This is a genomic window from Streptomyces sp. NPDC001828 (assembly GCF_042892175.1).
In the GTDB taxonomy this organism is placed as follows: Bacteria; Actinomycetota; Actinomycetes; order Streptomycetales; family Streptomycetaceae; genus Streptomyces.
In genome coordinates this window covers 1-14,775 of sequence record NZ_JBIATV010000027.1, presented here as the reverse complement: position 1 = coordinate 14,775, position 14,775 = coordinate 1, and the positions used below count along the sequence as shown (strand labels likewise).

Sequence of the window (14,775 nt, the reverse complement as noted above, 5' to 3'; positions counted from 1 at the left end):
CCCGCTCCCCGCTCTGTTCCCCTGCATCTGGAGGCATTCCATGCCCCTTGCCGTCTACGTACTCGGCTTGGGAATCTTCACCCAAGGCACGTCGGAGTTCATGCTGTCCGGACTGCTGCCCGACATGGCCCACGACTTGGGTGTCTCCATTCCCGACGCCGGTCTGCTCATCTCCGCCTTCGCGATCGGAATGGTGATCGGTGCGCCACTGCTGGCCGTCGCGACCCTGAAGTGGCCGCGCCGCACCGCCCTGGCAGCCCTCCAGGCAGTGTTCATCGCCGCACACATCGCCGGTGCGCTCGCGCCCGGTTACGGCGTCCTCTTCGCCACCCGGATCATCAGCGCCCTCGCCTACGCCGGATTCTGGGGCGTCGCCGTGGCCACCGCCGTCGCACTGGTCCCCGCCGACGCCAAGGGCAAGGCGGTCGCCGTCGTCGCCTCCGGCCTGACCCTCGCCACGATCGTCGGCGTGCCCGCCGGTACGGTGCTCAGCCAGGTCTCCGGCTGGCGCGCCGCCTTCTGGGGAGTCGCGGCCCTGACGCTCATCAGCCTGCTGTGCTCCCTGGCGGCCATCCCCGGCGGCAAGGGAGCCGCGGACGAACAACGCACGGTCCGCAGCGAACTCAGGGCCATGGCCCGCCCCCAACTGTGGCTCTCGTACGCCGTGACGGCCTTCGCCTTCGGCGCGGTCATCGTCACCTTCAGCTACCTCGCGACCCTGCTCACCGATGTCACCGGCCTGTCCGAGGGCTGGGTGCCCGTCCTCCTCGCGCTCTTCGGCGTCGGCGGCCTGATCGGCATGGTGATCGGCGGCAAGGTCGCCGAGGTGTATCCCATCCGCACCCTCGTTCTGGCCATGGGCGTCCTGGTGGTCGCCTCCGCGCTGCTGGCCGTGACCGCGCACAGCACCGTCGCCACCGTCGTCCTGGTCTTCGTCCTGGGCCTGGTCGGTTACGTGACCAACCCCGTTCTGCAGTCACGGGTGTTCGTCGTGGCACCGGGCGCGCCCACCCTCGTCGGTGCGACCAATACCTCCGCGTTCAACGTCGGCAACACGCTGGCACCCGCCCTCGGCGGCATGGTCATCAGCGCCGGCTTCGGCTACGCCTCCGTCGCCTGGGTGGGTGCCGCGCTCGGCGCCGTGGCCCTTGTCGGCGCCCTCTGGGCAGGCCTGCTGCAATACCGCACCCCCCGCCCCAGCGGCATCGTCGCCCAGGGTGCGGCGCGCCAGGAAGCGGCCGCCGCGACCCAGCGCTGACCCGGCCCGGTGGGCCGAACAGCACCGTGCCCCCGTCCGCCGCGTGGAAGCGGCGGACGGGGGCACGGCCACAGCGGATGCCGGCGACCACGAGGTTCAGGACGTGATGCCGCCGTCGATGACCAGGTCGTGGCCGAGGGCGAAGCCCGATTCGTCGGAGGCGAGCCACAGCACGGCCGCCGCCCCCTCCTCGACCGTGCCGATCCGGCCCAGCGGGAACATCCCCTTGGCCCGCTCCACCCGCTCGGCCTCGGTCTCGTTCTCCAACAGCGACATCGGCGTCTCCATGGACGACGGGCTGAGGGTGTTGACGCGGATCCCGTCGGCCGCGTACTCGCGTGCCGCACTGCGCGTCAGTGCCGCGATCGCCGCCTTGCTCGCCCCGTACGCGGCCGCACCCGGGATGGTCAGATGCGCGCCGACCACCGACCCGACGTTGACGATGGCGCCGCCGCCGTTGGCCCGCATGTGAAGGATCTCGTGCTTCATCGAAAGCCAGGTGCCCAGCAGATTGATCTGCAGGGTGCGCGAGAACGTCTCGTGGTCGAGTTCGGCGAGGGGGGCCGGCTGCGGCAGGTGGCCCGCGTTGTTCACGGCGACGTCAAGGGAGCCGAACTGCTCCACCACCGTGCCGACCAGGCGCTCGACATCCGCTTCCCGAGCGATGTCCGCCACCACGAATCCACCGCGGCCGCCGTCCTTCTCGATCAGGCGGACCGTCTCCTCCAGGTGCTCCACGGTGCGCCCCGCGACAACCACCGTCGCCCCCGCCCGAGCGAAGGCCAACGCGGTCGCCCGGCCGATTCCGGAGCCGCCACCGGTGACCAGAGCCACCTTGCCCGTGAAGCGAGCAGTCATGTTCCCATCCATTCCTCGGTACGGAGAACGCCGGCACGCACAGTCCGCGCGCGACGCTCCGCACACCATGGCGTCTGGCCGCGCCGGTGCCATCCCGTATCCACGCCAGTGACCGGGAAAAACCCCGGATTCACGTGATGCCGGACGACCGCCGGCCCGGTGTGGGATGGAAGCGCACGCACCGACCAAGGAGGGAAACCGGTGAGTTTCGAGGAATCCGAGGGGATCGTCTACATCCCGCCGAAGGCCGGAGTGTCCCGCTGGGTGTTCGGTGACCACTACACGATCAAGGCCGACGAGGAGAACACCCACGGATCCCTCGGCCTGATCGAGGCACTCGTGCCCCCCGGCGGCGGCCCGCCCCTGCACATCCACCACGACAGCGACGAGGCCTTCTACCTCATCGACGGAGAGCTGCAGATCTCGAACGAGAAGCGCTCCGAGGTCGTCGGGACGGGCGCGTTCATCTTCGTGCCCCGTGGCAAGGTCCACGCCTTCAAGAACACCGGCGACAAGCCCTGCAAGATGCTCATCATCTTCACCCCCGCCGGATTCGAGCGCTTCTTCACCGAACTCGGTGTGTCCGGCGAGGGCGACATGCCCGACGCCGACGCCGAGCAGTACGCCCGGGACCTCGCGAAGGCGGAGAGCATCGTGGCACGCTACGCGGCGGAGTACATCTGATGCTCGATGCGAAGACGGTCGACGCCTACCTGGAACGCATCGGCGCCAAGCGCCCCGAGCGCCCCACCACCCAGGCGCTGGCCCACCTCCACGAACGCCACGTCCTCAGCGTCCCCTTCGAGAACATCGACTTCGCCCTCGGCCGGCCCAGCCCGCCCGTCGGTCTCGGCGAACCGGCCCTTGACAAGATCATCGGTCAGAACCGGGGCGGCTGCTGCTACGAACTCAACGGCGCCTTCTACGAGTTGCTGCTCTCCCTCGGCTTCGACGTGCTCCCGCTCGCCGGCCGGGTCCTCGAAGACGGCGAATTCGGTCCGCTGCTCGGCCACTTGACCCTGGGCGTGCAGACCGAGGACGGGGACGGGCCGTGGCTCGCGGACGTCGGCTACGGCCAGGGCTTCCGGCGTCCCCTGCTCCTCGCCTCCCGCGCCCCTCAGCCCGACGCGCAAGGCACCTTCGAGCTGGCCGAGACCCCCCTCGGCGATCTGGACCTGCTGCGCGACGGGGAGGTGCAGTACCGGCTCGAGCTGCGGCCGCGTGAGCTCGCCGACTTCGCTCCCATGGTGTGGTGGTTCCGCAGCGCTCCCCAGTCGCCGTTCCTGGCCCGCCAGGTGTGCTCGCTGCCCACCGCCGACGGACGGGTCACGCTGGCCGGCCGCACCCTCACCCGCACCGTGGGCGGCGACAAGACCAAGCGGGAACTGACCGACGACCAAGCGGTCCTGGACGCGTACCGCACCTGGTTCGGCATCGAACTCGCAGCGCCGCCCCCCACGACCGGCGCCCCCCAGGACAACTGACCCCAGCCAGTACCACCATCGGAGCACACCATGCCGCAGGCGACCGACCTCATCGACGTCCACCACCACGCGATTCCGCCCGCCTACGCCAAGGCGCTCGGCGACCGCGTCGCGATCCCGGGCGTCGACTACCCCACCTGGACACCGGAGGAGAGCCTGGAGGTGATGGACCGTCACTCCATAGCCGCCTCCGTCCTGTCCATCACCGCGCCCGGCGTCACCTTCGCCGACCGCGACGAGGCCCGCCACCTGGCCCGCCAGGTCAACGAGTACTACGCCGAACTCGTCGCCCGCCACCCGGCCCGCTTCGGCGCGTTCGCGATCCTCCCGCTGCCCGACGTCGCGGCGGCCAAGGACGAACTCGCCTACTCGATCGACGAGTTGGGGCTCGACGGCATCGGCCTGCTGACCAGCTACGGCAACCGCTACCTCGGTGATCCGGAGTTCGAGCCGCTGCTCGCCGAGATCGCCGATCGAGGCCTGCCCGTCCACGTCCACCCGGGCACCCCGCCGGCCAAGGACCTGGCCACCTTCGACCTGCCGCCGTCGCTGTACGAGTTCACCTTCGAGACCACCCGTACCGTGATCAGCCTGCTCTTCAACGGCGTACTGGAGCGGCTGCCCCACCTCAAGCTGATCGTCTCCCACGCCGGCGGCACCCTGCCGTTCCTCGCCCAGCGCCTCACTTACGGCCCCACGATCGGCAAGTACCTGACCGAGCGTGCGCCCAGCGACGTCATCGCATCCCTGCGCGGTCTCTACTACGACATCGCCATGTCGGCCAACCCCTACGCCCTGCCGGCCCTCACCGAACTGGCCGCCCCGGACAAGATCCTGTTCGGCAGCGACTTCCCGTTCATGCCGGCCGCCCACACCACCGAGAACGTCACCGGATTCGCGACGTACCCGGGCTGGAACGACCAGCAGCGCACGGCCATCGGCCGGACCAACGCCCTGCGGCTGTTCCCGAGGCTGGCGGAGCAGCTGGGCGGGACCGCCTGATCCGTGGACGACCTCGGTTGCCGAGGTGTCAGTGGATGGTGGCGGCCGTGAGCAGGCCCCGGACGCCGACGCGACCAGCCGCGCGGTCCCGGTCCGCCCGCTGCCGCCCCGGCGGACCGGGGCGGCAGCGGGCGTGATCAACGGGTCGGCCGTCGGCAGGCCGGGGTCGGGGACCCGGGGTCAGTAGGCCGTCGTGATCGTCACGCCGGTGAAGGCGCTCTGGCCGTACAGGCTGATGTAGCGGTATCCGGCGGTGCTGTTGGTGACGGTGATGCTCTCGGTGTTGCCGGACTTCGCCGAGCGGGCGGTGTAGGCCGTGGTGCTCGCCCAGGTGCTGGGGTTGTAGTAGAGGTCGGCGTTTCCGGTGCCGCCCGTGGTGGTGATCTTCAGGGTCACCTTTCCGGCGGGCAGGTAGAGGTAGAAGTAGTCGAGGCCGCCCTGGCCGGCCGAGAGGCCGGAGCGGGAGCAGTTCTGGCCCAGGACGCGGGTGTCGGGGTCCGTGCAGTTCGGCGGGCCGCCGGTCACCGCGACCGGCTTGGTGGTGGTGGCGGTCAGGCCCTTCGCGTCGGTGACGGTCAGGGAGACCGTGTAGGTACCGGCGGCCTGGTAGGTCTTCGACGGGTTGGCGGCCGTTGAGGCCGTGCCGTCGCCGAAGTTCCAGGAGCGCGCGGTGATCGTGCTGCCGGTGTCGGTGGACCGGTCGGTCAGGCTCACGGTCAGACCGGAGACGACCGCGTCGAAGGCCGCCGTCGGGCCGCCGCTCGTGCCGCCGCCGCAGGCGCCGGCGGCGCACGCGTCGAGCCAGGTGTCGAAGTCGGCGTCGTAGCGGGTGCCGATGCCGGTGGCGTAGACGGCGTACGCGCCCTGGTAGTCCCCGGAACGGAACTTGGCCAGCATGTTCTGCACGTCGGCGGGGTGCTTCTCGACCATGTAGCGGGTGGCGAGATAGCCCCACGGATAGGTGCGGGTCAGGTCGGAGTTGGCGTACGAGCTCTGCCACAGGGTGCTCAGCGCGTAGGTGTGCTGCGCCGCGTCCGCGATGGCCTCGGTGTCGGCCATGCCGCGGTAGCTGTAGGAGACGTACTCCGCGAAGCCCTCGATCCACCAGATGTCCGGCACGTCCTGCCCGGCGTTGAAGTCACCGGCCATGTCGTAGCGGCCGTCGAGGTAGTGCGTGTACTCGTGGTTGAGGTTCCAGATGTCGCCGGGGAAGCCGTCGCCCACGCTCTTCACATAGGACAGGAAGCGGGCCTGGTTGGCCGGGTCGGAGGGGTCGCCCTCCAGGTACTCGCCCCCGTTGTCGGTGCTGTTGCCGAAGATCCAGCCGGAGTACGTCTGGTAGTCCTTCGGGCTCGCGAACGTCACGATCTGGATGTTGGTGTTGTGGTCGTTCGCCACCGGACCGCTGTCCTTGACGATGCCGTGGAAGTACGCGTCCTGGCCCTTGACGCTGGTGCAGGCCGCGGCGAGGGCGGCGTCGCTCAGGGACTGGGCGCGGAAGGTGTGGTCGGCGTCGCAGTCGTACGTGATCGGCAGCGCGGCGGCGGTGAGCTGCCCGACGAAGTCGCACGTGCCGTAGTACGAGCACTGGGCCTGGTCGTAGGCGTCCGTCATCGCGGCCACCGCGACCCACAGGGGGGCGGTCGTACCGGTGATGGCGGAGACGCCGAGCAGGCTCTTGACCAGCGGCCGCACCTTGGCCTGGAGCGCGGGGGTGTCCAGGAAGCGGGCCATCTCGCTGCCGGCGTTGGCGTCCAGGTAGAACCAGGCGTCGTCGAGCTTGGCCAGGTGGTTGTGGGCGAAGACGCTCAGCGTGTCGATGATGCTGGGGTCGGCGGTCACCGCCGCGATGTACGCCGGGTTCCAGTGGCCGCGGAAGAGCGGGGTGAACACGTCGTTGACGGCGGTGTCCATGCTCCAGTACGCGTCGTAGGAGCTGTTGTAGGCGTTGAGCACCTTCTTGTACGTGGCCAGGTAGCGGGCCTGTTCGTTGGCGCTGTCGGTCAGGACGAGGACCTCGCCCATGATGTCGCCGTTGGCCGCGCTGACGTCCATGAAGTGCGGGGAGGCGGTGAAGGTGTCCAGGGCCGCCTCGCTGGCGGTGGCCAGGGCCGCTCCGTAGGGGCCGACGGCGGAGGCGTTGTAGGACTGCACGTAGTAACCGGCGCGCAGGAACAGCACGAGCTGCCACACGTTGGTGGAGTTGTCGCCGGGGTAGGAACGGGCCGTGTTCGCAAGGGCGTTGGCGACGGTGACCATCTGCGCCTCGCGGAACGCGTTGTAGGCGTCGGTCCCGGTCAGGCCGAACAGCGTGTTGACGCAGGTGGTGGTCGACGCCTGGACGAAGGCGACCAGCGCGGATCCGGTCCGGCTGCCGAAGTCACCGGGCGTGCAGGACGCGGCGGCTCCCTTCGCCGCCCTGCCCTTCGCCTGCTGCGGCGCGGGTGAGGTCATCGGGCGCTTCGGCGGGAGGTGCGCCTTGTCGATCGCGCTGCGCCTGGCGTCGGAGCGGTCGGACACCTCGGCCGATGAACTCGGGTGCGGCGGGGCGGTGTTGCTCGTGGCGGTGGCCGTCCCGGCGGAGGGACGGGCCGGGCCGGACGCGGCGGCCGCGCGGCTCGGCTGCACCAGCACGGCGACGCCCAGGCAGAGCGCGAGGGCGAGTATCAGGAAACCGGTGAGACTTCGTCCGGGTCCCTCTGGTCTGGTGTTCACGTGCCGCCTCCCAGCGGTGTGAAGGCCGCGCCCGGGGCGCGGCAGTGGGGGATGCCGGGGGCCGTGCCGCACCGCCGCCCCTGGCTCCGGGACGTGCGTCCCCGGCTGTGGGACGCGGTGCCCCTCACTCCGGGGCGTGGCGGAGCGGCCCGATGACCCACGGGCCGAACTGATCATTTGGCATGTACGCGGCTTACTCCTGCGTGCTCTGTAAAATTGCATATGTCACATGGCTTGGGAAGGGAGCGCGGGTAAACCCGAGGCAATGACTGGAGCGCCGGCCCGTCTCCCCGGAGGGCGCTCCAGTCATGACCTGATCGCGATGGCGTCATGCCGCCATGCGAGGGGGGTGCGCTGAACTGCCCGCTGCGCGCGGGGAGTTGGTCAGTCCGCCGTCCGGCGCAGGACCAGCGATACGAAGCCGAACGCGTCGCGGTAGCCGCGGAGCCATTCGTCGCGATGGACCGTCGCCGCCTCCAGGGCCTGCGCGCTGTCCGGGTCCTCGGGGTGGTCCAGGGCCCATGCGGAGAGCGCTCCCGTCCAGGACCATTCGTAGGCGTCGAGTTCCGCGCGGGTGCTGAGGTGCCCGTGGACGGGTGTCCATCCGCCGGCCACGACGTGGTCCAGGACGGTCGGCAGGGGCTCGAGATCGCCCAGCATCTCCACCGCGTCGGGGGACGGTTCGCGCTCCCAGAAGCCGTCGCCGATCAGGACGCGTCCGCCGGGCGCCAGGTGTTCGCGGGCCGTCGCCAGGGTGGGCGGCAGCCCGCCGAAGGCGTGTGCGGCTCCGACGACGATGACCAGGTCGAAGACGGGGGCGGCGGCGAAGCCGGCGGCGTCCTCGTGATGGAGCGTGAGGCGTTCGTGGACGCCCCGCGCGCGGGCCGCCTCGCGGGCATGTCGCAGCGCGCCCTCGGCCAGGTCGACGCCCTCGGCCCGGAGTTGGGGGTGCGCGGCCAGCGCGCGCAGCAGCCACTCGCCGCCGCCGCAGCCGAGGTCCAGTACGCGGGCGTCGCCGTGCGGGATGCCGTGTTCCAGTAGGCCGCGTACCGCATCGTCGTCGAGCGGGGCCGCGATCGGGTGGTCGGCGTGGGCGAGCCTGGAGATCTGTTCACGATTCATCGGGGGAGCCTCGCAGGGGCGGGGCCGGCGCGCACCCGGTTTCCGGGGGTCCGGTCAACAAGCCCCGTTCTGAGGTGAGTTGGGGTCAGGCTCCGCGGCCGAGAGGGCGAGCCGGCCGGCGAGGGCGGCGAGGAGACCGCGGAGTTCGGCGGGGCGCTCGATCACGAACGGAAGGTCCAGGGCGGCCAGGACGGCGGGGAGCCAGTCGAGGCGCTCCACCCTCAACTCGGCCCGGAACCAGGGTGGTTCGCCACCCCCCTCGTCCGGCGGCCCCAGCTCCGTCAGGCGCGCCAGGTCGGCGGGCAGATGGGGGCGGATCCGCTCGGCCGTGCCGTGGATCCGCAGGCTCACCTCGTGCCGGTACGGGGCCGTGGCGAGCGCGGACAGGACGCGATCCGCCGGGTCGGGGCCGGTGGGCGGCACGAACGAGCCGGGGAGGGTGCGCGCCGCCACGACGCGGTCGAGCCGGAACGTCCGGTCGGCGCCGATCGCGGGATCCGTGCCGGTCACGTACCACCGGCCCGCGTGGGCGACGAGCCCGTGCGGGTGCAGCGTGCGTTCGCTGCGCCGGCCGTCGGCGGAGGTGTACCGGATCGAGACCGGCCGGTGGTTGCGCACGGCGTCGGCGAGCGGGAGCAGGACGGCGCCGGCGGGCCGGCCGGGCGGAGCGTCCGCCCCGGCCCGCGCCGAGGTACCGCTCGCGGCGGGGCGGCCCGCAGGCGCCGTGAACGTAAGGGAGTCGAGGACCGCGTCGAGCCCTCGGCCGAGCCGTTCGGGCAGCACGCGGCGGATCTTGGCCGCGGCCGTCTCGCCCGCCACACCCGCACTCGTCAGCCCGGCCCGCTCCCCGGCCGCGAGGCCGAGGAGCACGGCGAGCGCCTCGTCGTCGCTCAGCATGAGCGGGGGCATGCGATGGCCGGGGGCCAGCCGGTAGCCGCCGTACCGGCCGCGCACCGACTCGACGGGCACGTCGAGGTCCAGGAGGTGCTGGACGTAACGCCGTACCGTCCGCTCGTCCACGTCGAGCCGGCCCGCCAGTTCGGACACGGTACGGGTGCCGCCGGACTGGAGGAGTTCGAGCAGGGTGAGCACGCGGGCGATGGGTTTGGCCATACCGGGAAGTCTCTCGCGAATACCGGGCGGATTCTGTCCGGTATACGTCATAGCGTGTGGTCAGAGGCGCGAAACCGCCTCCGGCCACCGCTTCGCACCACCCGGGAGACCCTCATGGACTTCGTCTCGATCCGCGTCATCACCGGCGACATCGTCCGCCTCGTCGGCTTCTACGAGCGCGCCACGGGGGTGTCGGCGGACTGGGCCACGGAGGACTTCGCCGAGCTGAGGACCCCCTCCGCGACGCTCGCGATCGGCAGCACCCGTACGGTGCCGATGTTCGCGCCCGGCGCCGCGCACCCGGCCGACAACCGGAGCGTCATCCTGGAATTCCGCGTCGAGGACGTGGACGGGGTGCACCGGCAACTGACCGATTCCGGCCTCGTCGACGCGTTCGTGCAGCCGCCCACCACCATGCCCTGGGGCAACCGCTCGCTGCTCGTCCGCGACCCCGACGGCCACCTCGTCAACTTCTTCACGCCGGTCACCGAGGCCGCGGCCGCGCGGCTGGCCCGCTGAGGAGGACCTCGCGGAGGCGGGACGTCCGTTTCGTACCGCGTTCGACGCGGCCCTACTATGCACCCGGGGAATTTCAGCCACAGGGGCAAGGGGGCGCATCACGTGGGCGGGGTTGTGCGGGGGCGGGACGGAGCGGGGCCGGGGAGCGCCGCCGAGGAGATGGTCGCGGAGGCGCGCAAGGCCCTCTTCGTCATGTTCGGGTTCATGGCGGCCGTGTGGGCCCTGCAAGTCGTGAACTGGCTGGGCGACTACCAGTTGGACAGGGAGTTCGGGCTCGTCCCGCACGACATGAGCCGACTGCCGGGCATTCTGGTCGCCCCGTTCCTGCACTTCGGCTGGAGCCACATCGAGGCCAACTCGGGGCCGCTGTTCGTCTTCGGGTTCCTGGCCGCGTACCGGGGCGTGGTCCGCTTCCTGTGGCTGACCCTCCTCGTGGCGACGACCAGCGGCCTCGCCGTCTGGATCTTCCAGGACACCAACACCCTCGGGGTCGGCGCCAGTGGCGTGATCTTCGGATACTTCGGCTATGTGGTGCTGCGCGGCCTGTTCGACCGGCGGCTGACCGACACGCTGATCGGTGTGGTGATGGCGGCGTCCTTCGCCTACCTGGTGACCGTCGCCGTCCCCGGCACTCCGGGAGTGAGCTGGCTCGCGCACCTCGGCGGGCTCGTGGGCGGCATGGCCGGGGCGTACCTCCTGCGCGACGGGCGCCGTCCGTCGGCGGCCCCCGTCACGGTCGAGAAGCCCGGCGCGCCGGACTCCAGCCGTGCCGAACTCCACAGGGAACTGCGTGATTTGGGCCTGCTCTGAGCCCTGACGGCCACGGGCGCGTGCGGCGGAGGCCGTCGGGAACTCCGGCACCCGGGGAAATGCGGTGACATGGACGCGGCCACGAGCGCAGACTCGCCCCATGGCGGACCTGTGGGCATTCCGGGAGGCGGTCGGCCGCTGGGCGACCGGCGGCTCCTGCGTCGGGGCGACCGAGCTGGCGGCCGAACTGGGGCTGCGGACAGCGGTGTTGCTGGAAGGACCGAGCGACCTCGCCGCCGTCGAGGCCCTCGCGGAACTGCACGGTCGGGATCTCGGCGCCGAGGGCGTGTGCGTCGTGCCCATGGGCGGGGCGATGAGCGTGGGCCGCTATGCCGGCCTGCTCGGCCCGCCCGGTCTGGGCCTGCGCCTCACGGGGCTCTGCGACGGGCGCGAACAGCGCTACTACGAGCGTGCTCTGCGCCGTGCCCGGGCGCCGCGCCCGGGCTTCTTCGTGTGCGAGGCGGACCTGGAGGACGAGCTCATCCGCGCCCTGGGCACGGCACGGGTCGAGGAGATCATCGCGGCGGCGGGCGATCTGCGCGCCTGGGAGACCTTCCTGCGCCAGCCCGCGCAGCTCGGTCGCCCGTGCCGCCCCCAACTGCGCCGGTTCCTCGGCACGAAGAAGGGCCGGAAGATCCGCTACGGCCGGCTGCTCGCGGAGTCCCTCGACCCCGCGAACGTACCGGCCCCGCTCGACGCCCTCTTCGCGAGCCTGTGACTCCGTACGGACCGGGCGGCGCCGACGCGGCCCGGCCCGTACGGGATCAGGCGACGGCCAGGTTCTCGCGGCGGGCCAGCGCGTCGGACGTCCGTACGGTGATGTACAGCGATGCCGCGAGGGTGAGGACGAGCGCCGCGCCCACGGCGATGACGCTGCCGCTCGTCACGGGCTGCGGGCTGCCCGCCTCGGAGCGGGCCGAGCCGCTGAGGAAGGGGATCACGGCCAGGACGGCCATGCCGAGGGCGACCTCCGCCCAGACCACGCGCGGGAAGTGACGGAGCGTCAGATGCGTCAGGGATGCCGTGGCGTCGGCTCGCCGGGCCCGGGCGATGCGGGGCATCAGCCAGAACTGGTTGACGCCGCCGGCCGCGACCATGGCGAGCACCAGCGCGATCTTGACGAGCAGGAAGAACCCGTAACCCGTGGTCCACAGCTGCCCGATGCCGCCGACGTGCTTCCAGCTCAGCCAGAGCCCCGAGGTGAGCACCGCGCCGACGCAGACCAGCGCCACGAGGCTGAACCGGCGCCACAGGTCCGCCCAGAGCGCGCCCGCGCTCTCGCTCAGGAGGCCGCGCGTCGTGGCGAGCGCGGCGAGGCCGGCCAGACCGCCGATCCACACGGTGCCGCTGACGATGTGGACCTGGTCGAAGATCAGGTCGAAGACCTTGTCCGCGTCCTTCGGCGCGGTCGCCGGTATCGCGGCGACGAGCGTCACGGCGAGCGACAGGGGCAGGGCGGTGAGGGCGAGGGCGTCGAGGTGTCTTCGGACCCGTGGCAGGAAGAGCGCGATCAGGGCGGCCGACGCCAGGACCACGAGGGCGTTCTGCACGACGTAGAGGGTTCCCTGGGCCACCCAGGCGCCCTTCGCCGCGGGGGCGCTGAGAAAGTCCCCGATGTTTCCCGGGGCGAGCGCCTCACCGAACGGCATGCCCTTGCCGGCCCTGGCGACCCGGCCCGCGAGCTGGAAGTAGCCGCTCACGAGCAGGACGACGCCGGCCCAGGCGAGGTACAGCGCGGTGCGCCGACGCAGCGCGTCGACGTCACCGCGCACGTTCCCCGGTGTGCGCAGGGCGGGGCGGACCGTCGTCGCATGGGTGACGGTGGCGCCGATGGCCCCGGACAAGCCCAGGAAATAGCCCGATTTGGTGAGGATTCGCCAGAGCGGGGGCGTGGTGTAGCCGGCCGAGGCGGCCAGGTGAACGAGAGTCATGAGAGGTGAGGCTAACCTAAGTAAGTCAAGGCTTGGTTACGTCTCCCGGTGCTCTGACCTGCAACGACACCGTTTGTCGCGGAGAGTCGGGTTTGCGCCGCGCCGCCGCTTGCGTGAGCGCGGCCGCCCGGGGCCGTGCCGGTGCTGCCCCGGCCGGTCGGCCGGCGTGCGCGGATGAGGGTGCCGCCAACTGCCGTGTCCGGAAGGGCTGTTGAGGGGGCGAGGCCGGCCCGTGGCGGGCGGAGGCTCGGGGGAGGGCGGTGGACTCGGGAGGGCGGTGAACTTCGGCGCGTGGTGCGGCACGGAGCCGGCCGTCTCGCAAGCCGGGCGCCACCAGGCGAGGCGGACCGGGCGGGCCTAGCGTGGTAGCGGAGCGACATCCCGGTCGGGATCCCTGCCGGGATGTCCTCGTCAGGATGGTCCCGTCCGGATGTCGTCGTCCGGATGTTCCTCGACCGGCAGGAGGCCTGCCCGTGAGGTACTCACCGCCCCAGTGGCGCGGAGCGTGCGTAGGAGTGGCCGCCGCAGCGCTGCTGACCGTACCGGCGGCCGCCGCGAGCGCGTACGCCGCCACCACGCCCCCTGCCCCGTCCCCCTCCGTCTCCGCGTCGGACGGCTCCGGATTCGCCCAGCTCACCCCGGCCGTGACCGCACGCCTGGACGCCGCGATCCAGAAGGTCATGCGCGAGGCGAACGTGCCGGGCGTGTCCGTCAGCGTGTCGGCGCCCGGCAAGGGGACCTACCTCAAGTCCTTCGGCGTCGCCGACAAGGCGACGGGCAAGCCCATGACGCCGGACCTGTTCGTCCGGATCGGCAGCGAGACCAAGACCTTCACCGTGACCGCCCTGCTCGAACTCGTCGACCAGGGCAAGGCGGGCCTGGACGACCCGATCTCGAAGTACATCAAGGGCGTCCCCAACGGGGACAAGGTCACACTGCGCCAGCTCGCCGAGATGCGCAGCGGCCTGCCCAGCTACACGGAGGACCCCGCGTTCGTGCAGACGCTGCTCTCCGACCCGAAGCGGTCGTTCACACCCCAGCAGCTGCTCGCCTACGCCTACAAGCAGCCGATCCAGTTCCCGCCCGGCACGAAGTACTTCTACTCCAACACCAACCTGATCCTGCTCGGCCTGGTCGTGGAGAAGCAGGGCGGCATGCCGCTCCGGGACTTCATCCAGCAGAAGGTGCTGAAGCCGGCCGGTCTCAAGAACACCAGCTTCCCGGTCGGCGCCGAGTTCCCGAGCCCGCATCCGCAGGGCTACACCAACCAGACCCTGGACGGGAAGGAAGCCGTCACCACCGACTGGAACCCCTCCTGGGGCTGGGCGGCGGGCGCGATGATCTCCACGCTTCCGGACCTGAAGAGCTGGGCCCGCACGGTCGCCACCGGCACCCTGCTGTCCCCCAAGACACAGGCCGAGCGGCTCAAGGTGATCCCGACCGGAATTCCGGGCGCCGGATACGGCCTGGGCATCATCAACGTCCAGGGGTGGATCGGCCACAACGGATCGCTGCCCGGCTACGAGACCCTGACCGTGTACCTGCCCGAGTCGCAGGCCACGATGGTCGTGGTCCTCAACACGGACATCCTGGACGGCAAGACGGAACCCAGCACGCTCTTCGGCCAGGCGGTCAGCAGCATCGTGACACCGGGGCACGTGTTCAACCTGCCGGTCCCGGAACCCCGTCCGTCCTCGTCGGCGTCGTCCTCGTCCTCGCCGTCGTCCGCACCTTCATCGTCCGCACCTTCGTCGTCCCCGTCTTCGTCCTTGTCGCCGTCAACCTCGTCCCCCTCCTCGTCTTCGTCCGGGTGAGCGGGAAACGGCGGTTGGACCCACATGACGGCGGCGGTCCGCTCCCCCGGGGGAGCGGACCGCCCCCCCGCTGGCGGCCCCGGACGGCGGGGGTGGAGGGGAGCAGCGCGGCGGGGTCGTCCGCGGACCCCTGCGGGGACTGGGAGACC

General features: G+C 71.3%; 13 protein-coding genes. 8 read left to right on the top strand and 5 right to left on the bottom strand.

What is annotated here, in order from left to right; all coding sequences use genetic code 11:
• The first annotated feature begins 40 nt into the window (after positions 1–40).
• Positions 41–1,258, top strand: coding sequence for a Cmx/CmrA family chloramphenicol efflux MFS transporter (locus ACFYZA_RS39860; RefSeq protein WP_388495101.1), 1,218 nt, complete (start codon positions 41–43; stop codon positions 1,256–1,258).
• Between the two features lie 96 nt (positions 1,259–1,354).
• On the opposite strand, the gene ACFYZA_RS39855 is transcribed toward ACFYZA_RS39860, so the two are convergent.
• The gene (locus tag ACFYZA_RS39855; RefSeq protein WP_388495100.1) at positions 1,355–2,116 is read right to left on the bottom strand and encodes an SDR family NAD(P)-dependent oxidoreductase; all 762 of its coding nucleotides are present in this window, start codon (positions 2,114–2,116) and stop codon (positions 1,355–1,357) included.
• Between the two features lie 201 nt (positions 2,117–2,317).
• Here ACFYZA_RS39855 and ACFYZA_RS39850 point away from each other — a divergent pair, with 201 nt between their 5' ends.
• From ACFYZA_RS39850 to ACFYZA_RS39840, 3 genes are read left to right on the top strand one after another with little or no spacing between them, the layout of a single operon-like run.
• On the top strand, positions 2,318–2,800 hold the full coding sequence (locus tag ACFYZA_RS39850) for a cupin domain-containing protein (RefSeq protein ID WP_388495099.1): 483 nt from the start codon (positions 2,318–2,320) through the stop codon (positions 2,798–2,800).
• Positions 2,800–3,600 (top strand): arylamine N-acetyltransferase, encoded by an 801-nt coding sequence (locus tag ACFYZA_RS39845; protein ID WP_388495098.1) that lies wholly within the window; start codon positions 2,800–2,802, stop codon positions 3,598–3,600. The genes ACFYZA_RS39850 and ACFYZA_RS39845 overlap by 1 nt, the downstream gene beginning before the upstream one ends.
• Before the next feature lie 30 nt (positions 3,601–3,630).
• Positions 3,631–4,602, top strand: a complete 972-nt coding sequence (locus ACFYZA_RS39840) for an amidohydrolase family protein (protein ID WP_388495097.1) — start codon at positions 3,631–3,633, stop codon at positions 4,600–4,602.
• A gap of 180 nt (positions 4,603–4,782) precedes the next feature.
• Here ACFYZA_RS39840 and ACFYZA_RS39835 read toward each other — a convergent pair whose 3' ends face one another.
• The 3 genes from ACFYZA_RS39835 to ACFYZA_RS39825 form a co-directional block, all read right to left on the bottom strand.
• On the bottom strand, positions 4,783–7,317 hold the full coding sequence (locus ACFYZA_RS39835; RefSeq protein WP_388495096.1) for a collagenase: 2,535 nt from the start codon (positions 7,315–7,317) through the stop codon (positions 4,783–4,785).
• 384 nt (positions 7,318–7,701) lie between these two features.
• Positions 7,702–8,439 (bottom strand): SAM-dependent methyltransferase, encoded by a 738-nt coding sequence (locus tag ACFYZA_RS39830; protein WP_388495095.1) that lies wholly within the window; start codon positions 8,437–8,439, stop codon positions 7,702–7,704.
• Between the two features lie 54 nt (positions 8,440–8,493).
• On the bottom strand, positions 8,494–9,552 hold the full coding sequence (locus tag ACFYZA_RS39825) for a helix-turn-helix transcriptional regulator (protein WP_388495094.1): 1,059 nt from the start codon (positions 9,550–9,552) through the stop codon (positions 8,494–8,496).
• Positions 9,553–9,666: 114 nt separating this feature from the next.
• Here ACFYZA_RS39825 and ACFYZA_RS39820 point away from each other — a divergent pair, with 114 nt between their 5' ends.
• The 3 genes from ACFYZA_RS39820 (at position 9,667) to ACFYZA_RS39810 (ending at position 11,599) form a co-directional block, all read left to right on the top strand.
• Positions 9,667–10,071 (top strand): VOC family protein, encoded by a 405-nt coding sequence (locus ACFYZA_RS39820; protein ID WP_388495093.1) that lies wholly within the window; start codon positions 9,667–9,669, stop codon positions 10,069–10,071.
• A 102-nt stretch (positions 10,072–10,173) separates the two neighbouring features.
• The gene (locus ACFYZA_RS39815; protein WP_388495092.1) at positions 10,174–10,881 is read left to right on the top strand and encodes a rhomboid family intramembrane serine protease; all 708 of its coding nucleotides are present in this window, start codon (positions 10,174–10,176) and stop codon (positions 10,879–10,881) included.
• A gap of 100 nt (positions 10,882–10,981) precedes the next feature.
• Entirely contained in the window at positions 10,982–11,599 is a 618-nt protein-coding gene (locus tag ACFYZA_RS39810; protein WP_388495091.1) for a TOPRIM nucleotidyl transferase/hydrolase domain-containing protein, read from the top strand.
• A 46-nt stretch (positions 11,600–11,645) separates the two neighbouring features.
• Here the strand turns inward: ACFYZA_RS39810 and ACFYZA_RS39805 are convergent, their stop codons facing one another.
• Positions 11,646–12,812 carry a CopD family protein gene (locus ACFYZA_RS39805; protein WP_388495090.1) on the bottom strand — a complete coding sequence of 389 codons (1,167 nt, stop codon included), beginning with the start codon at positions 12,810–12,812 and terminating at the stop codon, positions 11,646–11,648.
• 515 nt (positions 12,813–13,327) lie between these two features.
• Between ACFYZA_RS39805 and ACFYZA_RS39800 the strand changes: the two genes are divergently transcribed.
• The gene (locus ACFYZA_RS39800; RefSeq protein WP_388495089.1) at positions 13,328–14,626 is read left to right on the top strand and encodes a serine hydrolase domain-containing protein; all 1,299 of its coding nucleotides are present in this window, start codon (positions 13,328–13,330) and stop codon (positions 14,624–14,626) included.
• The last annotated feature ends 149 nt before the right edge of the window (positions 14,627–14,775 follow it).